Raw genomic sequence first — 18,077 nt, 5'->3', positions numbered from 1 at the left:
TGATAGAAGCCCCCCTCGCCCGGCGTTCGGGCACCCGGGAGCCAAGCCCATGAAGGTCGTCGCGGATCTGTGCATCGTCCCCATGGGGGTCGGCCCGTCGGTCTCGCCCTACGTGCGGGAAATCAAGGCGATCCTCGAGGCCAGTCCGCTCACCGCCGAGATGCATGCCAACGGCACCAACATCGAGGGCGAGCTCAGCGAGATCTGCGCGCTCGCCGAGGCCTGCGAGGCCCGGCTCGCCGAACTCGGCGTGAGCCGCGTGTTCTTCACCATGACGTTCTCGTCGCGCCGGGACAAGGAGCAGTCCATGGCGGACAAGCTGGCGGCGGTGTCATAGGGGGCGGAACGCGCGGGCCGACCGACCGCGTGCGGTCCAATGGATCGAGGATGTGGGGCCGCTTCCCCCCCAACGATTACGACCGGGTGGTTCTCGGGTCGATTGAGTCCCGTCGCTTGCACCGGGCGCCCTGCGGCACCACCTCGGCCGGAGCAGGACACCCAGGGATTGGCATGGCGCGCTTCATCGCGATCGAGAAGATCACAGGACGGATCTACGGCGACACGGCCCGGTTCGGTCAGGCCGGAGATGTGGCCTCGCCCGTCGACGCGGTCTGCCTGTTCGATCGCCAGTTCCGACGGGCGCCGCGCGGCTTCGGTCACGTCGGGCCCGCGAGCACGGCGGCGAGCTACGACGTCTACGAGATCGAACCGTCCGATCCCGATCGCGCCACGACGAACGACACCGAGGCCCATGCCCTCGTCCACGAGCACGGATCGTGGGTGGTTGCCCTCGTGACCTACAATTCCTGACCCCGGACAGGAGTTAGGCCCGCGGATCGGAAGGTGGCCCGCCCCTCCCCCGACGCCCCTCAGAACCCCGTGACGATGCGCCCGTAGGTGTTCTCGGCAAAGGTCGAGATCTGCGCGCCGATGAACGACGAGGTGATGAGGAGCACGAGCAGGATCACCACGATCTTGGGCACGAAGGTGAGCGTCACTTCCTGAATCTGGGTGAGCGCCTGCAGCAGGGCGATGGCGATGCCGATGAGCATCGCCGCGCCGATGGCGGGGCCGGCGCCGACGATCACGGTCCAGATCGCGGCGCGCACGAGTTCGAGGGCATCGACCTCGTTCATCCGGTGACCTTCCTCGTAAAGCGGTCGGCGACGCGCCCGCGCGCCGCGTCCGACCCTGCCTACACCGTTTCGGGGTGCGGCGAGAGCCTCACTGCGACAGCGAGATTCCCTGGGCCAGGAGCACGTCCTTGCCGTTGGTGAGGCGGGCGAGCGCTCCCTCGCTGGTGATCTTCACGGACTGGACCTCGCCGGTGGTGTTGCCGTCGGCCGAGGTGATGGTGCGGCCGATGATCTGGTCGGCCTGCGCGAGGAAGCTCGAGGACAACAGGGAATCGAGCTTGGAGTTGGTCTTCGTCGCCTGCTCCACCTGCGAGAAGGTCGCGAGTTCGCCGACATAGGCCGTGGAATCCATCGGCTTCGTCGGGTCCTGGTTCTTGAGCTGCGCCATCAGCAGGGTCAGGAACGTGTCCGAGTTCATCGAAGCGGCGACGCCGCTCGCGGATTTCGCGGCGGTGGCGGCCGTGGCCGTCTGCGTGGTGGGGGTGCTGGTGCTGCTTCCGACGGCCATGATGACTGCGTCTCCGGATGTGAGGGCCTTCAGGCCGTGCGGGGAATGGGTTCTGGGCCGGACAGGCCGGCGGGGCCGACCGGGATCTCCGGCCCGGGGGCGGCGGCGAACAGGGCGGCCTCGGACCTGTAGAGGCCCCGGATCAGCTTGAGCGCCTCGATGAGCCGGTCGGCCTCGACGCAGGCTCCCGCCGCCGCGAGGCCGTCGCGGATGGCGGGTTCGGTCACCGCGTCGAGGATGCCGGCCTGAAGCGCGCGGTAGAGCTCACGGGCGCGAGCCGCGTTGACGGGCTCGATCACCATGGTCTGGGCCGCGAAGTAGAGCTGGCGCAGGGGCGTGGTCGCCTCCTCGGGCTGGAGCACGTGGGTCTCCAGCAGGAAGGTCGCATCGTTGAGGAGCTCGAGGGAGACCTTGCGATCGACGCGCAGGACGGCCCCGTTGATGAAGACCCGCTCGCCGGCGCGCAGGGACAGGCGCATGCCGGACCTCACCGCAATCCGTCGCGGATCGAGGCGTTGACCTCGATCAGGGCGGCGAGGCTGTGGCCGGGGGTGCTGAGGACCGCGTTGGATTCGCGCATGCTCCACAGGCCGAGGGAGACGAGGTCGGCGCGCAGGGATTCCGGCAGGGCGTTCTCGGGGCTCGTGAGGTCGTCGATGAGGACGGCCCAGAGCTTCTGGGTGAACTCGGCCGCCGCCGTCCGGTCAGCCGTCGCCGCGTCGGGGCGGTCGGCGATGCGCATGAGATCCAGCGCCCGGTCGAAGGCAGCGCGCTCGCGCTCCCGGCCGATCTCGGGGGCATCTTCCATGATGTCCGCGTAGGAAAACTGGTACATGTCGGGTCCGCCTCGTCCTGTCTCCGGCCCGCCGCGCCATGGTCGCGAATGGGGCCGTCGTGTCGCCGCGTCGAAAAAAACGTCGTTGGAGAGAAGAAAACGTCGTTAGAGATAGGAGACCAGACTGAGCTGGCGCAGCTGCGAGGTCAGCGAATAGGAAATCTGCACCTGGGTGGTCAGCTGATCGATGCGCGTCTTGGTCTCGGCTTGGTCGATGCCCTCCATCGACAGGACCTGCTTGGCGAGAAGCGCCTTCTGCGCGTCGAGGCGGGTGTTCGCGTCGGTGATCCGCGCCTGCGAACGGCCGAGATTGGCCTGGATCGCGACGAGGCCCTTGCTCGCCTCGCCGAGCAGGCCCGCGACCCGGTCGGTGGCCACCGCCTGGACGTCGGCGGGCAGGCTCGACAGGTCGAGGCCGGAGGCGACGTACGCCATGGCGAGCTTGCGGAAGGCGGCCGCGTTGGCGGTGGCCGAGGTCTCGACGGTCTCGCTGAGGGAGATCCGGCTGTCGAGGGTGGTATCGGAGGCCTTCGACAAGTTTTGCCACCCGGCACCGCTGAACAGCGTGTCGAGGGGACCGCCCTCGGCGAGGAAACTCTTCATCTGCGCGGCCGTCATGGCGGTGCCGCCCGCGCTCGCGAAGGCCGCATCGACGGCGGTCTTGGCCGCCGATCCGGTGACGTAGGCGGTCATCGGCGTCGTTGCCGTGTTGGTCCCCCCGAAGACGAACTGGCCGTCGGCGGTGGTGTTCAGGACGGCGGTCAGCGCCGCGAGTTGACTCGTGGCCGCGTCCTTGACGACGCTGGCCCGGTCGGCGGCGGGCACGCCGACGAGGGTCTTGAGGGTCGAATCCGCCGCCGCCTGGATCTGCTGAAGCGCGGCCTGGGTCGTGCTCAGGCGCAGGAACGCGCCGGCATTGCCGTCCTTCAGGGCCTGGAGCTCTGCGCTCTGCTGGCGCAGGCCGAGCGCCAAGCCCGTCCCGCTGCCGAGCTGGAGCCCGACATCGGCGTAGCGGCCGGTGGCGAGTTCCTTGGTCCCCTGGGCGATCTCCGTCTGCATGCGCTGCGCGCCCGCGCGCGGCGCATTCCAGAGGCTCAGGGTCGAGGTGGCGTTCGTCCGCATGGCGTCTATCGCACCGCATCCATCAGGGTCTTCAGGAGGTCGTTCACCAGGGTCAGCAGCTTGGCCGAGGCGGTGTAGGACCGTTCGAGCTGCAGGGCCTGGGCGGTCTCGTCGTCGGTGTTGACACCCACCGCGTTGGACAGGGCGTCGCCTGTCCGCGCCAGCAGGGTCGATTCGTAGTCGGCCAGCGACGCGGCCGATTTGCGCTGGCCTTCGAGCCACCCCGCCGAATCCGTGGCGAAGGACAGCAGGCTGGCGTTGGCGCGCAGCCCCGTGGCGGCATCGAACGCCCGATCGGTGCCCAGTGCCGAGGCGAGGGTGCGCAGGCGACCGGCATAGGCCGCGTCGCCACCGGCATTGGTGACGTAGCCGGGGCCGTTCATGCCGCCGTCGCGCAGGGTGGCGAGCGAACCGCCCGTCCGGGGATCGACGGCGGCGTTGATCCGGACCCGGCTGGCGAGGCCCGCCTGGGCGAGCGCTCCCGCCGCCGGGACCGTCGCGGTCCCGTCCGTGAACAGGCCGGCCTTGGCCGCCCCCCCCGCGCCGCTCGTGTCGGGCTCGGCGAAGGCGGAGACGAGGCCGCCCGCCATGGCATCGAGCTGGGTCTCGTAGCGCACGGCGACGTCGTCGCGCAGGGTCGACAGGCCCGCGAGCCGGCCGGAGCGCATGGGCATCGGCGAGGCGGCGCCCGTGACGGGCACGCCGTCGACCATGACGGCGTTGCCCGTCGAGCCCGCGGTGAAGGCGGCGGTCGGAGCGAAGCTGACCTTGCGCGCGCCGCGCTCGAACAGGGGCACGCCGCTGTCGGTGTAGATCGCGACATCGTTGCCCGCGCGCACGACGGTGGAGATGCCGATCTCCTCCGAGAGCTGGGTGAGGATGCGGTCGCGGTCGTCCAGGGCGTCGGTGACGTCGTAGCCGAGCGCCGTGCCCCGGGTCACGGTCTGGTTGGCGGTCTCGTAGGACACCAGGAGATCGTTGATCCGCGCCACCGAGGTCGCCATGCCGGCATCGGCCTGCTGGCGGACGGTGTGGACGGCAGCCGCCGCCGTATTGAGGCTGTCCGCGAGGTCGCGGGCGCTCTCCACGGCGTTGCGCGCCAGATCGACGGAATCAGGCTTGTTGGCCGCCGCCTGCAGGGCGGCATTGAGGGCGCCGAGCCGGGCGGCCGGGGACGTCGTCGAATCCGTGTCGCCGACGGTCCGGCTCAGGGTCTGGAGCCCGTCGAGGACGGCCTGGCTGCCGGCCGCCGCCGAGGTGCCGAGGAGCTTGCGGCCGAACAGGGCCGAGTCGGCGGCGCGGAGCACGCTGACGGCGCTGCCGCCGCCGGCCGTCACCACCGAGGCGATGCGGCGCGCGTAGTACGGATCGTTGGCCCCGGCGGTGTTGCGCGCGGTGACGGCGATCTGCGCGGCGGTGGCCGAGAGCGAGGTGCGGGCGCTGTTGAGCGCCAGGGAGAGGCCCATCGTCGGGTTCCTGGGGGAGCGGGCGGTGCGAGCCGTGTGGCCGGCGCGGGGGCGCCGGCCGACGCGTCAGCGCTTGAGGTTCATCAGGGTGTCGAGGAGCTCGTTGCCGGTCATGAACACCTTGGAGTTCGCCGTGTACACGCTCTGCGATTCGATCATGGCCGTCAGCTCGGAGGAGACATCGACGTTGGACTGCTCCAGGGCGCTCGACTTGATGGAGCCGAGGCCGGAGAGGCTGGCGAAGCCGATCTGGAGGTCGCCGGAGGTGCTGGTGGGCACGTAGATGTTGCCGGCGCGCGGCTCGAGGTTGTCGGGGCTCGCGACGTTGGCGAGCGGCACCTTGAAGGCGAGCATGCGGCTGCCGTCCTCGTAGAGAGCGTAGACCGAACCGTCCAAGGCGAAGTCCGAGCCGGTCACCGCCGAGGGCGCCTTGCCGTCCGCCGTACCCGTGAGATCGTAGGTGCCGCCGAGCTGGGTGATGCCGCTCATGTCGAGGGCGATCTTGCGGCCATCCGCGAAGGTGAGGTCGGTCTTGGCCGCCGCCGCCGAAGCAGGCGCGATCTTTCCGTTGGCGTCGAAGGTCAGGGTCGTGGTGCCGATGGCGGTGGTGGAGCCGGGCGGATAGATCTCCGCCTTCCACTCGCCGGCCGTTGCGGTCTTAGCCAACGCGATATCGACCGTGACCTTGTTGCCGAGCTTATCGTAGGTCACCATCGAGGTCTTCTTGGTGTAGTTCGTCGCCGACAGGGCCCCGGTGAGGGAAGCCGCCTCCGACGGCAGGTTGCCACCGATGGACGCCTTCGTCGAAGGGGTCGCCCGCATGCCGAGGGTCGAGACGTTGACCGGCACCATGTTGGCGGTGCTGTTGAGGGCCGGCGTCGCCTCGCCGTTCTCGCCGACCGCGTAGCCCATCAGGGTGAAGCCGCCGGAATTGACGAGGTTGCCCGTCGGGCCGTCCTCGACGAAGTTGCCCGAGCGGGTGAGCGAGGTGGAGCCGCTGGCATCGCGCACCACGAAGAACCCGTTGCCCTGGATGGCGAGATCGGTCTTCGAGGTGGTGAAGGAGATCGGCCCCCCCGCCGAGACGGACCGGCGGATCACCGTCTCGACGGCGCCGGAATTGTAGTCGCCGGTGCTGCTCGAATCGAGGATCAGGGACGAGAACTCGGTGCCCGTGCGCTTGTAGCCCGTGGTGCTGGCGTTCTGGATGTTCTCGGCCACCGTCGAGATGCGGCTCGACTGCGCGTTCATGCCGGAGACGCCGGTGCGCAGGACGCTGATGAGACTCATGGGGTCACCTCGGTGAGACGGTGTGCCGTGCTGGTCGGCACTAAAGGCAGGATGGCTTGCGCGGGGCTGGTCGCGTCCTTGGGCATCAGCTCCGCAGGGATTGGGCGAGTTCGAGGAAGGCGTCCGCGCTCGGCGCCATGCCGGGTTCCTGGCGCAGGGCCTCGTAGATGCGCGGCACCAGGAGGATGGCCTGATCGAGTTCGGCATCCTCGCCGGCGCGGTAGCCGCCCATGAGCCGCAGATCCCGGGTTTCCTCGAAACGGGCCATCATCGCCTTGAGGCGGCGCACGAGTTCGCGCTGCTCGGGGGTCCACACGATGGTGGCGAGGCGCGAGATCGAGCCGAGGAGATCGACGGCCGGATAGCGCCCCTGCTCGGCGATGGCCCGGTCGAGGACCACGTGGCCGTCGAGGGTGCCGCGGATCGAGTCGGCCACGGGGTCGTTGTGGTCGTCGCCGTCCACCAGCACGGAGAAGATGCCCGTGATGGAGCCGGCGCCGTCGCGGCCGGGACCCGCCCGTTCGAGGAGGCGCGGCAGATCCGAGAACACGCTCGGCGGATAGCCCCGCGCCACCGCCGGCTCGCCCGCCGCCAGGGCGACGTCGCGGGCGGCATGGGCGTAGCGGGTCACGGAATCGACGATGAGCAGGACGGATTCGCCATCATCGCGGAATGCCTCGGCGACGGCCATGGCGACCTTGGGCGCCTGGCGCCGCATCATCGGGCTCTCGTCGCCGGTGGAGACCACCACCACGGCCCTGTCGAGATTGGGCGCCATCGGGCCTTCGAGGAACTCGCGCACCTCGCGGCCGCGCTCGCCCACCAGGGCGACGACGACGCTGTCGAAGCCGGCGGCCCCGGCGAGCATGGCGAGCAGCGTCGACTTGCCGACACCGGAGCCCGCGAAGATGCCGATGCGCTGGCCGAGGCAGAGGGGCGTGAACAGGTCCAGCGCCCGGACACCGGTGCGGAGCGGCGCCTCGACCCGGCCGCGCGCCATGGCGGGCGGCGGAGCGGCATCGACGGGCACCGCGCGCGGCCCCGGAACGAGGGCGCCGCGCCCGTCGATGGACCGGCCGAGCGCGTCGATGACCCGCCCCTTCCAGCCCGCATGGGGCCGCAGGGTCGGCTCGCCGAGGCGATGGGCCCGCGTGCCGATCCCGGCCTCGATGCGCGCCTCGAACGGCTTCAGGGTGACGCCGCCGGCATCGATGCGCACCACCTCCCCGACCTGCTCGCGGCCGCCGGCGCAGAATCCCATCCGGTCGCCGAGCTTGAGGAAGGGGGCGACGCCGCCGACGCGGGCGGCGGTGGCGGTGACCTCCTGGATCGGCCCCGAGACCCGGACGAGGGGCAGGGCCTCGCGGCCGGACGCGAGGGCGGCCGTGAGGCGGTCGAGCACGTCGGCCCCGGTCGAATCGCCCCGCATCACTTCAACCCTGCGGGCTCAGGGAGCGGATGGCGCTCTGGAACGACGTCTCGGTCTCGGCCGTGAGATTGGCCGCGCTCTCGAAGGCGCGCTGGATGGTGATGAGCTTGGTCATCTCCAGGATCGGGTTGACGTTGGAGCCCTCGACGAAGCCCTGGACCATGCCGATTCGGGTGAAGTCCTGCACGGGCTTCGCTGGAAGGCTCGACGCGACGGCGTTCGAGTCCGCCCGCCGCAGGGTCCCCTTCGGGTCGAGGGTGAAGAGCCCGATGGAGCCGACCTGGTTGGGGCCCTGCGAGACGCTGCCGTCGCGGCCGATGGTCGGCGGCCCCTGCTGGGGATCGAGGAGGATCGGGCCGCCGCCGGCGTCGAGCACCGGCAGGCCGCTGACGTTGCGCAGGCGCCCCGTGGCGTCCATCGTGAGGCGGCCGTCGCGGGTGTAGACCGGACCGCTCGCGCCGCCGACGCTGAGCCAGGCATCGCCCTGGATCGCCACGTCGAGGGGCGAATCGGTCTTGGTGACCGGTCCGGACCGGGTCTGGATGTAGGTGTCGCCCGAGGACGCGAAGGCGATGGGTCCCTTGCTCGCCTGGGCGAGGAGGGCCGAGAACTTGGTGTCCTCGGCGCGGTAGCCGGAGGTTGCGAGGTTGGCCACGTTGTTGGCCACCGCGTTCATGCGCTTCTCGACGGCGATCTGGCCGGAGAGCGCGACGTAAAGCCCGTTCTGCATGGGTCAGGCGGTCCCGAACAGGGCGAGGATCGGATCGGACGCGGTGTTGTTCTGCGCGTCCCAGATGGCGGTGAAGCGCTTGATGAAGGCGTCGAGCTTCTGCGGGTCCCGGAAGCTCCCGAGATCGACCTTGGCCTCGATGAGGGCGGCCTGCCGCGCCAGGGCCTCGGACGAGCTGCCGCCGTCGGGCAGGCCCAGGACGGTCTTGACCACCTGCGACAGGGCCGAGTCGCCCAGGATCGCGTAGCCGCTCGTGGCCCCCGCCGCCATGCGGGCGAAGTAGAGGGCGAGGCGGACACCGGTGTCCTCGTTGCCCGCGTCGCTCTCCAGGGTCTGGCGCAGGTAGGCCTCGGTGACGCTCTTGGCTTTCGCGTCGATGGGCAGGTCGGTGCCGAACCCGATGTCGAGGATTGTCTGTTTCGCGCTCTCAGGGGCCACGTTCCGGACGGTGAGGGTGCGGTTGGTGCCACCGGCCTCGTAGAGGGTATCGGCGGAAAGGCCGGTGCCGCCGGGCGCCTCATCGTCCCCGAGATCGCTGAAGGCCGTGGTCTCGAAGAAGAGGTTCTTCTGGACGCCGATGCCGGCCTGGACCTTGCCCGCGAGGTTGCCCTTCCCCGAGGCGGCGATCTGACCGTTGATCGCGGCGGCGATCTCGTCGGCCGTCACCTGGGCGAGATCCCCGACGACAGAGGCCAGGGTCGCCTTGGACAGGACGATGGTGGCCGACTTCGTCGTCGCGGCATCCACCCCGGTCGAGAGTTGGAAGGAGACCGCGTTGGTGCCAGAAAAATCGAAGGTCCCCGACAGGTCGAGGGCGCCATTCAGTTGCGCCGTGCCGGCGGCGGTCCGGCCCGCCTCGGTGATCGTGCCCGCGCTGCCCGTGGCGGAGGCGCCCTGCGCGAAGTCGAAGGCCCGGGCGAAGGCGACGTAGCGGTCGTCGGCGAGGCGGTTGGCGAAGCTCGTCCGCGTATCCGTTCCCTCCGTCAGCACCTTGCGCATGAACGCCTTGGCGTAGGTCATCTCCTCGAGACCGAAGGCCTTCATGGCGTAGGTGTAGAGCCGGCGGTCGGCGAGGAAGTCGTCGATGGACTTCACGGCGCCGATGTTGGCCTGGAAATACGCGGTCTCGCGCGCGACCGCAGGGGACGCGGCCTTGCGGGCGAGCGAGGCCGTCAGATCCTTCGTGATCAGCGTGTAGTTGGTGAAGGTGCTCAGCACGCGAGGGTCTCCCGGTCGGCGGCCCGAGGCGCGCGCGCGAGGATAGGGGCGGCGCGGGAGATCATCCGTCGATCCGGCCTTGGTGAGGAGCGATGGTCAGAGCCGTGTCGGCCCGATGATGGTCTCGGAGGTGACGACGACCCAGCCGGCGCCCGTGGGCTGGATCGAGATGACCCGACCGGCGCCGGGCAGCACCGCGCCGGGCACGATCTGCCTCAGGCCGTTCGGGCCCTCGACCCAGGCGCCGTCGCCGGCGACCCGGCGCAGCACGTAGCCGCGCGCCGCGACGCCGGGCTCCATGCGGTCCACCGGGTCGGGACGGGCGGCCTCCGGACCGGAGGGGCGGTCGGGCAGCGCGCCAGTGGTCGTGGGGTCGAGGTCGAGGGCGGCGGTCCGCACGGGCGAGACGGGCTTCTTCCAGGCGAAGGCGCCGATGGAAGCCGGCAGGAAGCGCTGCACGGCGTAGTCGCGGGTGCCGCCCGTGATGGTGTAGGCGGCGAACCCGCTGGAGACGACGGCGAGCCCGAGGCAGATGCCGATGGCGGCGCGCTCGAAAGCGGCGTCCCGGGCGCGCCGCAGGGCCTGCGCCCCGGCCAGCGGACGACGATAGGCGGGAGCGGGGGTGAGGCGGACGGGCATGGCGCCTGGAGAGAAGAGGTTCCTGATCCGCTAGCGTTGTGCGGATATGGTTTACAAAAGGTTAACACCGGCGTTCGGACGGCCTCGCGGGGGATGGACCGTTAACGATGATGAGCCGATATCCGCCGCGACGGGTGCGAGGTTGGGCGGATGGGCGACGAACAGGACGGAACGGCCCGGGGCGCCGATGCCCCGCGCGCGCGCCGACGCCATCGGGTGATGCAGCAGGGCCGGATCGTGCTGGGCCCGGACACGCTCCTCCCTTGCGTAGTGCGCGATCTCTCGCCGGCGGGCGCCAAGATCGTGCTGTCGCGGCCGGTTCGGTTGCCGGACGCCTTCGACCTCGTCATCGCCGCCCACGACCTGCGGACCGTCGCGGTTCGCCTGCGCTGGCAAAGGGGCGAGGTCGCCGGGGTGCGATTCGTGACGGCGAACGACGCAGCGCCCTGACGCGGCGCGTTCCGCGTGCCCGACAGAACTCCCCCTCACGGTCAGTTCCCATTCCGGGCATGCGACGCAACGGAAGTTTCGTTGGGGACACGCGGCGCGACTTTGGCCATTCGTGCGGCGTGGCGGATGGCGTGGCCCCGGGGTGCCGCCCGATCGTGTCGTCGAGCCCGAGCACCACGGGGCCGTGCGCTGTGGACGCCGGGATGAACCCAGCGAAGCAGGCGGGCGGGCACGGCATGGCAGCGTCTTCCGGCGAGGACCTTGCCAGCCGAGCCACCGCGCTCGCTTCGCCACGTCATCCCGATCGACAATTCGTCCCCGTCGATCGGGATGATCGGCCAACGTCGCGCTTACGGCTCCGTGCAGTTGATCAGCGCGGTCGGGCTGATGGACTTGCCGGCCCGATCGACGGCGGGCTTGAAATCGCCGGTCTCGGGGTCGCGCACGAGGAGTTCGCCGCGCTCAATGCCGAAATGCGCACCGTGCAGGGACAACTGTCCGTTCTCGACGCGGCTGCGGATGAACGGGAAGGACATGAGGTTGTCGAGGCTCTGGGCGACCATCGCGTATTCGAGACGGGTGAGGTAATCCGGCCCGGTCTGGTTCTCGACCCGATCGGCAGCCGGCCCGACCAGGGAGACCCACTTGCCGATGAAGTCGCCCTTCGACAGGGGGTTCGACGGGCTGGCGAAGGCCTTGATGCCGCCGCAGGTTGCGTGGCCGAGCACGACGATGTGCTTCACCTCGAGGGCCTGGACAGCGAACTCGATGGCCGCCGAAGTGCCGTGATACTCGCCGCCCTGCTCGCACGGGGGCACGATGTTGGCGACGTTGCGGATGACGAACAGCTCGCCGGGGCTCGCGTCGAAGATCACCTCGGGCGAGACGCGGCTGTCGCAGCAGCCGATGAGCAGCACCTCGGGAGCCTGTCCCTTGGCGAGCTTGGCGTAGCGCTTGGCCTCGTCGGGCAGGCGGCCGTCGAGGAACGAGCGGTATCCGTTCTTGAGCGCCTCGGGGAACGTGCGGGCCTGTTGCGTGGTCATCTGTTGATCAGCCTTTCTCATGAGCCGTGCCACGTCAGGGCGACGGGCGTTGCAGGAATGGTGCCCCCGGCGATGGCGCGGGCGAGTTGCGCCAACCCCGCGGGTTCGATCCGCTCGGACGTCGCCTCGAGTTCCTCGAGGGTCCACCAGCGCGTGCCGAGGACGGGGTTGTCCTCCGTCTCGGCGAGACGGCGCGTATCGATCCGGTCGTCGGCCAGACGCACCACGAAGTAGCGCTCGCGGGCATGGCGCGACGTCCGGAACAGGTGGAAGGGACCCTCGCACGCCGCGACCTGCGGACCGATGAGCGCATCGGCAACGCCGATCTCCTCTTCGAGTTCACGCCGGCACGCCTCGGCATGGGTCTCGCCCGGCTCCAGGCCGCCGCCCGGCATGAACCAGAAGGTGCGCGCGTCCGGTGCTGCCGGATCGATGGGCCGGACGGACTCGTAGGCGATGAGGAGGAGGCGCTCGGCCGGATCGAACACGAGGGCGCGGGCGATGTCGCGAACGGGCGGGTTCGTGAAATCGGGCGCGCGCAGCTCGGAGGCGTGTGATGTCATGGGTCCACTCCGAAGTATTGTCCGTAATCCCGGATCACGAAAAATATTTTATTCCCTCAGACAATTGAATTTTCTTCGTCCGCGTCGGTCTTCACCTCGTCGGACCGTGCTTTAGCAACAAACCGTCGGCGGGCCAGTGTTTTCCAGCACGTCACCGGGTGCCCAGATCACGATGGGGAGATCGAACGCGTCGCGCCCCGGCGGGTCGGGCATCGGCACGGCGCGGCCGAGGGCGATATCGCGCGCGACCACGAGGGCCGCCAGGGCGTCGAAATGGTCGTCGGCGCCGATCCCGGCGGGGCGTGCCGTGATCAGGGTCTCGGGCAGACCGGCGCCGAGAAGCAGCGCGCGGCGTGCGGCGCGTCCGTCCGGCCGCTTCTTCGGGGCGGCGAGGTCCCGGTCGCCGTTGAGCCGCCGGAACGCGATCTCGGGATGGACCTCGTGGAGGCGCTCGCTGAGGCCGGGGCGCGCCCGCAGCAGGGCATCGACCTCGCGCACACCGCGAAAGATGTTCCAGCCCTGGATCGAGGGGGCGAAGGGCGGGTCGCTCGCGGCCCGCGACAGGGCCTTGGCGGTCTCGTAATCCGGTGCGTAGACGGCCGCGCGCGGCGGCATCGGGAACACGCTGGCGCGGCCTTTGCCGAGATAGGCCCGCGCCGCCCGGTCGGCGACGCGCCCACCGCCCTCGACCCGGTCGGGCAGGCCGATGGGAATATCGATGCCGATGCAGGTCGGCGCCTCGGGGGCGTCGACGAGGTCGGCCACGGTGGCGAACCGGTCCGCACGGTGGCGCCCGTCGTCAAGGTGGAGCAGCACCCCGGCCCAGGCGCCCCGGCACCCGTCGAGGCCGGCGATCCAGCGGGACGGCCCCTGCGCCGCGATCAGGGACATCGGTGCGGCGGGTGCGAACGCCGTGCACGCCCTCCTCCGGCGGTCAGTATCCCCCCAGGTGGCATCCATGTCTTAAGTCCGCCTTCCGCCCGGCTCGGTCGCTTCTCTCTCGCGTGGGCCCATGCGAAAGCGGACATCCTTAATGGTGGGATGAACAGCCGGCACCCAACCGTCACGCTGCGCCTGAACGTCGAGGCGCTCGGTGCCGCTATCCGCCGCTTCGCCGGACAGGTTGAGGGCCTGGCCGACCGCTCAGACCGATTGAGCTGCCATCCGCCGCATCACCTCGAGCAAGGCTGTCGCCGGACTATCCGGAACTTCGCCAGCCCGCCAGCACACGATCCCGTCTGGACGGATCAGCGTGCGCCCTCGGACGAAACACCAAACGTCCGGGCGAACGGCTCGGCCTCGGAGAACATCACATTCTGGCCGATAGTCGATCATCCTCGCGGGATCGATGGAGGGACGGCCGCCGGAGCGTAGAAGGGGCGAGTTCCCGGCGCAGTCTTATCGTGCTCGGCGGGCCGATCGATGGTGCGCAGCAGATGGCCGGCGAGACATCGGTGGCGAGCGAGAACGCGTAGGACAGAGCACCCCGATCGTCTTGCCGAGGTCCCATCATCGGCTTCAACCCCCGTCTCCCGACGGGAGTGAATCATTCCATACCCGACGCACAACGCCCAGCGCTTTCAACAGAATCGATCCAACCCTGGCAAACGGCGGTCGCTTCATACACGTGGAGAAAAATCGCAGGCCGCGCACGCATGTCTCACCATGAAAAGAATCGATCTTTGAGATATTTATATTTCACTGGAAGCGATTTATATCGTCGTAATATTTAGATATAAGATCTTAAGAATCGTTTGGCGATCGATTTTTGACCTACATATTTAGGGGATATTCGATTCGACTCAGATGGTTATTCTTCAGCGATTTATCTGATATAGGCGAATGATCCGCACTCCGCTCAACTGTGAGCCTGCGAAAAATTTCTATCTGCGCGACAACCGCCTGAAGAGAAATTCGCATGAGTTTCGAGCTTAATCAGTCTTGCTTTCACTAATAAAAATATTTCGTATGCTGCCGAAATACATTGGCTCTAATCATATTCACAACATTCGACCTGAAAGAGCGCCCTTATGAAAACCGTACTGTCTACTGAGGGTATCAAGCCCGACCAAAGGTTCCGAATGTGGAGAGAAATGCTCTACGACCGCATCGGGCCGGTTGAGCAAAAGCAGATCCATGACGGACCGTTTCATGGGCGAATCGAAACAGCCGATGTTGGAGATATTCGAATCACTCGGATTTCCGAGAGTGCGCTCCAGACTGAGGTGACACCAACGACACTTCGACAGCGGGAAAACACCGAAACGGTGTTTGTCCTGATCCAGCTCGCCGGCCTATCGGGCAGTTCGCAGGACGGTCGCGACGCCGTCCAAAGGCCCGGCGATATCATCGTACTTGGCGGACGCCCAAATATTCACCAGTCAAGCCCCACAGACAGATCGCTCGTACTGGAGTTGCCGCGCGATCATCTGGAAAATTTTCTGGGCCCAACAAAGATTTATACAGCCATTCCAGTCGGACCGGCTTCTCCCGGAGCCGCGCTGACGGTAAGTTTCTTCAAAGAACTTGTTGGAATGACTGACAACCTCGCCCCAGACACGGCCGGCCGCCTTTCAAAGATCGGCGTCGATCTCATTGTGGCAAGCATCGCTGAACGTCTGGCACAGGATTTACCTTTGAGTTTATATGGCACAGTCGTTGTTCAGCGCGCCAAAGCCTACGTAGAGGAAAATTTAGGAGATTCGACCCTCGATCCGCGGCAGGTCGCAGCCGCAATGAGAATATCGCTGCGACGGTTGCAGGAACTATTTCATAGCCAGGGGCAACACATCTCGGACTGGATCTGGGAGCGTCGGCTAAAGGCCGCTGGACTGCGTCTGAGTGATTCCGCCTGCAACCATCTCGCGATTGCGGTGATCGCTTATGACTGCGGCTTCTCCAATCCGACTCACTTCAGCCGACGTTTCAAAGATCGCTTTGGTATGACGCCGCGCGAATTTCGGCACGTGGCCACCTCAAGTGTTTAGAGACCGCTCCACTTGACAATAGTTTCCTCGGACCCGGGATGCGTTGCCTTCGCTTTCGTTCACCAGGATCAAAAGCCGTTCCGGAGTGCGCACCACTCTTCGAGTGGCAGGCCACAACCATCGTCCAAATTCGTCTGCACGACGATTCCAAAGCTATTGATTGCGCGGCTCGCGAGTTCTGCTTGAGCCTCTATTTTCGGCCCGTTGCTGCCAGCGGATTGATTGCAATTCCGGTACTCGGTAAGAAACTTCGATAAACTTGTTGGACGCCCGCAGCCAAGTCCCTTGTCCGTTTCAAGGCATTGCACGACCGAAAGTCGCCACACTGCTCTCCAACCAACACAGACCATCGAGTCAGGCACCAACCGTTGGGTATCGGCTCCCGGATGGCGAGGCAACGGCACAGCGATATCCAAGCTTTGCGTGAGCGGCCAGCCCATCGAACAGAGTAGGCGCGCGCATCCCCCCTCCCCGCAAGCGAAGAGAGGGGGCACACTTCGTCATCGTGTGGGACCGGCCGGGGCCGGGCCCGAGGGGGCTCGTCCGTCCTACTCCGCCGCGTCCACGTAGAGCTTGCCGCCCTCGGCCTGGAACTCGGCGGATTTGGCCGCCATCCCGGCCTCGCGCTCGGCCTGGCTCATGGGCGTCGCCTCGCCCAGTACCTGTCCGGCCGCCTCCATGGCGAGCACCTCGGCGCGCAGGTCCTGCGTGATCTTCATCGAGCAGAATTTCGGGCCGCACATGGAGCAGAAATGCGCGACCTTGTGGGCGTCCTTCGGCATCGTCTCGTCGTGGTAGGCCCGCGCCGTGTCGGGATCGAGCGACAGGTTGAACTGATCCTCCCAGCGGAAGTCGAACCGAGCACGAGACAGCGCGTCGTCGCGCAGCTGCGCCGCCGGATGGCCCTTGGCGAGGTCGGCGGCGTGGGCGGCGATCTTGTAGGTGATCACGCCTTCCTTGACGTCGTCGCGGTTGGGCAGGCCGAGATGCTCCTTCGGCGTGACGTAGCAGAGCATGGCGCAGCCGAACCAGCCGATCATGGCGGCCCCGATGCCCGACGTGATGTGGTCGTAGCCCGGGGCGATGTCCGTGGTCAGGGGCCCGAGGGTGTAGAACGGCGCCTCGCCGCACTCCTCCAGCTGCTTTTCCATGTTCACCTTGATCTTGTGCATCGGCACGTGGCCGGGGCCCTCGATCATGGTCTGGCAGCCCTTGTCCCAGGCGATCTTGGTGAGCTCGCCCAGGGTCTCGAGCTCGGCGAACTGCGCCGCGTCGTTGGCATCCGCGATGGAGCCGGGGCGCAGGCCGTCGCCGAGGGAGAACGAGACGTCGTAGGCACGCATGATGTCGCAGATCTCGTCGAAGCGCTCGTAGAGGAACGATTCGCGGTGCCCGGCGAGGCACCAGCGCGCCATGATCGAGCCGCCGCGACTGACGATGCCGGTGACGCGGCGCGCGGTCAGCGGCACGTGGGCGAGGCGGACCCCGGCGTGGATGGTGAAGTAGTCGATGCCCTGCTCGGCCTGCTCGATGAGGGTGTCCTTGAACACCTCCCAGTCGAGCTTCAGCGGATCGCCGCCGACCTTCTCCAGAGCCTGGTAGATCGGCACGGTGCCGATGGGCACGGGCGAGTTGCGCACGATCCACGAGCGGATGTTGTGGATGTTGCGGCCCGTGGACAGGTCCATGACCGTGTCGGCGCCCCAGCGGGTCGCCCAGACCAGTTTCTCCACTTCCTCGGCCGCCGACGATGTCACGGCTGAGTTGCCGATGTTGGCGTTGATCTTGACGAGGAAGTTGCGGCCGATCGCCATCGGCTCCACCTCGGGGTGGTTGATGTTGGCCGGGATGATAGCCCGGCCGCGGGCCACCTCATCGCGCACGAACTCGGGCGTGATGAAGGCCGGCAGGGCGGCGCCGAAGCTGTTGCCGTCACTGAGTGCGGCCTGCGCCCCCTCCAGCATCGTCTCGCGGGCCAGGTTCTCACGGTGGGCGACGTAGATCATCTCCTCGGTGATGATCCCCGCGCGGGCGAACTCGTACTGCGTCACCATCTGGCCGGGGCCGGCCTTGCGGATGAGGCGGGTCGCCGGACACGGGGCCACGAGCTTGTCCTCCGGCACGAAGCCGTTGTCCTCGGGCTTGACCGCGCGCGGCGTCACCGTGGCGTAGCCGCGCCGGGCGATCCACGGATCGCGGATCAGCGGCAGGCCGGCGTTGAGGTCGATGGGCGCGTCCGTCTGGGTGTAGGGGCCCGACGGATCGTAGACCCGCACGGGCGCCTCCTTGGGGTCGCTCAGGGTCACTTCGCGAAAGGGCACCCGGATGTCGTCGTGCCCGGCCACCGCCGCGTAGACCTTGCGCGAGCCCATGATCGGGCCGGTGGTCACCGCGTGCGGCGATCCTTTGGGAAGGCCTTGCGGCAGATCCTGGGGCAAAACGGGCTTGTTCATCGGGCGTGCTCCTGGCGTTGGAGGCGACCCGGATTCGTCAAGAACAGCATTGGGCTGGGAAAACCGCGTGACTGCGCGGCGAAAACATTCCCGTCCCTCCGCCGGTACGAACCGGATCAGGTTCAAGGGTCAGGGCGGCGCGCCCAATCTCAGCCCCCGTGCTCGGAGCCCCCCTCGGAATCGTTCCAGCCTCGTGCGTGGGCTCGGG

The 18,077-nt window shown here is 68.0% G+C and carries 19 protein-coding genes and 1 riboswitch; of the genes, 4 read left to right on the top strand and 15 right to left on the bottom strand.

Annotation, left to right across the window (positions count from 1 at the left end; all coding sequences use genetic code 11):
* Nucleotides 1-49: 49 nt before the first annotated feature.
* Together MKK49_RS21925 and MKK49_RS21920 are read left to right on the top strand one after the other, a co-directional pair.
* On the top strand, nt 50-337 hold the full coding sequence (locus MKK49_RS21925; protein WP_244032014.1) for an MTH1187 family thiamine-binding protein: 288 nt from the start codon (nt 50-52) through the stop codon (nt 335-337).
* Between the two features lie 173 nt (nt 338-510).
* A complete protein-coding gene (locus tag MKK49_RS21920) occupies nt 511-810 on the top strand; it encodes a hypothetical protein (protein ID WP_244032013.1) in 300 nt (99 codons plus the stop codon).
* Nucleotides 811-869: 59 nt separating this feature from the next.
* Here the strand turns inward: MKK49_RS21920 and MKK49_RS21915 are convergent, their stop codons facing one another.
* The 11 genes from MKK49_RS21915 to MKK49_RS21865 form a co-directional block, all read right to left on the bottom strand.
* Entirely contained in the window at nt 870-1,136 is a 267-nt protein-coding gene (locus MKK49_RS21915; RefSeq protein ID WP_244032012.1) for a flagellar biosynthetic protein FliQ, read from the bottom strand.
* An 88-nt stretch (nt 1,137-1,224) separates the two neighbouring features.
* Nucleotides 1,225-1,644, bottom strand: coding sequence for a flagellar hook assembly protein FlgD (gene flgD / locus MKK49_RS21910; RefSeq protein ID WP_244032011.1), 420 nt, complete (start codon nt 1,642-1,644; stop codon nt 1,225-1,227).
* Nucleotides 1,645-1,673: 29 nt separating this feature from the next.
* A complete protein-coding gene (gene flbT, locus MKK49_RS21905) occupies nt 1,674-2,123 on the bottom strand; it encodes a flagellar biosynthesis repressor FlbT (protein ID WP_244032009.1) in 450 nt (149 codons plus the stop codon).
* Nucleotides 2,124-2,131: 8 nt separating this feature from the next.
* Nucleotides 2,132-2,479: a flagellar biosynthesis regulator FlaF gene (gene flaF / locus MKK49_RS21900; protein WP_244032008.1), complete on the bottom strand. Its 348-nt coding sequence runs from the start codon at nt 2,477-2,479 to the stop codon at nt 2,132-2,134.
* A 105-nt stretch (nt 2,480-2,584) separates the two neighbouring features.
* The gene (locus MKK49_RS21895; RefSeq protein WP_244032007.1) at nt 2,585-3,601 is read right to left on the bottom strand and encodes a flagellar hook-associated family protein; all 1,017 of its coding nucleotides are present in this window, start codon (nt 3,599-3,601) and stop codon (nt 2,585-2,587) included.
* 5 nt (nt 3,602-3,606) lie between these two features.
* The gene (gene flgK, locus MKK49_RS21890) at nt 3,607-5,067 is read right to left on the bottom strand and encodes a flagellar hook-associated protein FlgK (RefSeq protein WP_244032006.1); all 1,461 of its coding nucleotides are present in this window, start codon (nt 5,065-5,067) and stop codon (nt 3,607-3,609) included.
* A gap of 66 nt (nt 5,068-5,133) precedes the next feature.
* The gene (locus MKK49_RS21885) at nt 5,134-6,357 is read right to left on the bottom strand and encodes a flagellar hook protein FlgE (RefSeq protein ID WP_244032005.1); all 1,224 of its coding nucleotides are present in this window, start codon (nt 6,355-6,357) and stop codon (nt 5,134-5,136) included.
* Nucleotides 6,358-6,442: 85 nt separating this feature from the next.
* Entirely contained in the window at nt 6,443-7,786 is a 1,344-nt protein-coding gene (gene fliI / locus MKK49_RS21880) for a flagellar protein export ATPase FliI (RefSeq protein ID WP_244032004.1), read from the bottom strand.
* Nucleotides 7,787-7,790: 4 nt separating this feature from the next.
* Nucleotides 7,791-8,516 (bottom strand): flagellar basal-body rod protein FlgF, encoded by a 726-nt coding sequence (flgF, locus tag MKK49_RS21875; RefSeq protein ID WP_244032002.1) that lies wholly within the window; start codon nt 8,514-8,516, stop codon nt 7,791-7,793.
* Between the two features lie 3 nt (nt 8,517-8,519).
* Nucleotides 8,520-9,734 (bottom strand): DUF1217 domain-containing protein, encoded by a 1,215-nt coding sequence (locus MKK49_RS21870; RefSeq protein ID WP_244032000.1) that lies wholly within the window; start codon nt 9,732-9,734, stop codon nt 8,520-8,522.
* 96 nt (nt 9,735-9,830) lie between these two features.
* On the bottom strand, nt 9,831-10,373 hold the full coding sequence (locus MKK49_RS21865) for a hypothetical protein (RefSeq protein WP_244031998.1): 543 nt from the start codon (nt 10,371-10,373) through the stop codon (nt 9,831-9,833).
* A 150-nt stretch (nt 10,374-10,523) separates the two neighbouring features.
* Between MKK49_RS21865 and MKK49_RS21860 the strand changes: the two genes are divergently transcribed.
* Complete coding sequence (locus MKK49_RS21860; protein ID WP_244031996.1) at nt 10,524-10,823, top strand: PilZ domain-containing protein; 300 nt, start codon at nt 10,524-10,526, stop codon at nt 10,821-10,823.
* Between the two features lie 350 nt (nt 10,824-11,173).
* Here the strand turns inward: MKK49_RS21860 and MKK49_RS21855 are convergent, their stop codons facing one another.
* From MKK49_RS21855 to MKK49_RS21845, 3 genes are all read right to left on the bottom strand, one after another.
* On the bottom strand, nt 11,174-11,866 hold the full coding sequence (locus MKK49_RS21855; protein ID WP_244031995.1) for a carbonic anhydrase: 693 nt from the start codon (nt 11,864-11,866) through the stop codon (nt 11,174-11,176).
* A 17-nt stretch (nt 11,867-11,883) separates the two neighbouring features.
* Nucleotides 11,884-12,429, bottom strand: coding sequence for an NUDIX hydrolase (locus MKK49_RS21850; protein WP_244031994.1), 546 nt, complete (start codon nt 12,427-12,429; stop codon nt 11,884-11,886).
* A 111-nt stretch (nt 12,430-12,540) separates the two neighbouring features.
* Nucleotides 12,541-13,320 carry a DUF429 domain-containing protein gene (locus tag MKK49_RS21845; RefSeq protein ID WP_244031993.1) on the bottom strand — a complete coding sequence of 260 codons (780 nt, stop codon included), beginning with the start codon at nt 13,318-13,320 and terminating at the stop codon, nt 12,541-12,543.
* Between the two features lie 1,202 nt (nt 13,321-14,522).
* Here MKK49_RS21845 and MKK49_RS21840 point away from each other — a divergent pair.
* Entirely contained in the window at nt 14,523-15,416 is an 894-nt protein-coding gene (locus MKK49_RS21840; RefSeq protein WP_244031992.1) for a helix-turn-helix domain-containing protein, read from the top strand.
* A gap of 548 nt (nt 15,417-15,964) precedes the next feature.
* Here MKK49_RS21840 and thiC read toward each other — a convergent pair.
* Complete coding sequence (gene thiC / locus MKK49_RS21835) at nt 15,965-17,869, bottom strand: phosphomethylpyrimidine synthase ThiC (protein WP_279595697.1); 1,905 nt, start codon at nt 17,867-17,869, stop codon at nt 15,965-15,967.
* A gap of 76 nt (nt 17,870-17,945) precedes the next feature.
* A riboswitch (TPP riboswitch) is annotated at nt 17,946-18,054 on the bottom strand.
* Nucleotides 18,055-18,077: the final 23 nt, after the last annotated feature.

It is taken from the genome of Methylobacterium sp. J-090, from assembly GCF_022829345.1.
Classification (GTDB): Bacteria; Pseudomonadota; Alphaproteobacteria; order Rhizobiales; family Beijerinckiaceae; genus Methylobacterium.
This window is presented reverse-complemented; position numbering and strand designations above follow the sequence as displayed.

Coding starts and splice junctions, on each gene's coding strand:
- flgK (WP_244032006.1), bottom strand. CDS start 5,067: ATGGGCCTCTCCCTGGCGCTCAACAGCGCCCGCACCTCGCTCTCGGCC.
- MKK49_RS21855 (WP_244031995.1), bottom strand. CDS start 11,866: ATGACCACGCAACAGGCCCGCACGTTCCCCGAGGCGCTCAAGAACGGA.
- MKK49_RS21920 (WP_244032013.1), top strand. CDS start 511: ATGGCGCGCTTCATCGCGATCGAGAAGATCACAGGACGGATCTACGGC.
- flgD (WP_244032011.1), bottom strand. CDS start 1,644: ATGGCCGTCGGAAGCAGCACCAGCACCCCCACCACGCAGACGGCCACG.
- flbT (WP_244032009.1), bottom strand. CDS start 2,123: ATGCGCCTGTCCCTGCGCGCCGGCGAGCGGGTCTTCATCAACGGGGCC.
- fliI (WP_244032004.1), bottom strand. CDS start 7,786: ATGCGGGGCGATTCGACCGGGGCCGACGTGCTCGACCGCCTCACGGCC.
- MKK49_RS21915 (WP_244032012.1), bottom strand. CDS start 1,136: ATGAACGAGGTCGATGCCCTCGAACTCGTGCGCGCCGCGATCTGGACC.
- MKK49_RS21885 (WP_244032005.1), bottom strand. CDS start 6,357: ATGAGTCTCATCAGCGTCCTGCGCACCGGCGTCTCCGGCATGAACGCG.
- MKK49_RS21895 (WP_244032007.1), bottom strand. CDS start 3,601: ATGCGGACGAACGCCACCTCGACCCTGAGCCTCTGGAATGCGCCGCGC.
- thiC (WP_279595697.1), bottom strand. CDS start 17,869: ATGAACAAGCCCGTTTTGCCCCAGGATCTGCCGCAAGGCCTTCCCAAA.
- flaF (WP_244032008.1), bottom strand. CDS start 2,479: ATGTACCAGTTTTCCTACGCGGACATCATGGAAGATGCCCCCGAGATC.
- MKK49_RS21865 (WP_244031998.1), bottom strand. CDS start 10,373: ATGCCCGTCCGCCTCACCCCCGCTCCCGCCTATCGTCGTCCGCTGGCC.
- flgF (WP_244032002.1), bottom strand. CDS start 8,516: ATGCAGAACGGGCTTTACGTCGCGCTCTCCGGCCAGATCGCCGTCGAG.
- MKK49_RS21840 (WP_244031992.1), top strand. CDS start 14,523: ATGCTCTACGACCGCATCGGGCCGGTTGAGCAAAAGCAGATCCATGAC.
- MKK49_RS21850 (WP_244031994.1), bottom strand. CDS start 12,429: ATGACATCACACGCCTCCGAGCTGCGCGCGCCCGATTTCACGAACCCG.
- MKK49_RS21860 (WP_244031996.1), top strand. CDS start 10,524: ATGGGCGACGAACAGGACGGAACGGCCCGGGGCGCCGATGCCCCGCGC.
- MKK49_RS21845 (WP_244031993.1), bottom strand. CDS start 13,320: ATGTCCCTGATCGCGGCGCAGGGGCCGTCCCGCTGGATCGCCGGCCTC.
- MKK49_RS21925 (WP_244032014.1), top strand. CDS start 50: ATGAAGGTCGTCGCGGATCTGTGCATCGTCCCCATGGGGGTCGGCCCG.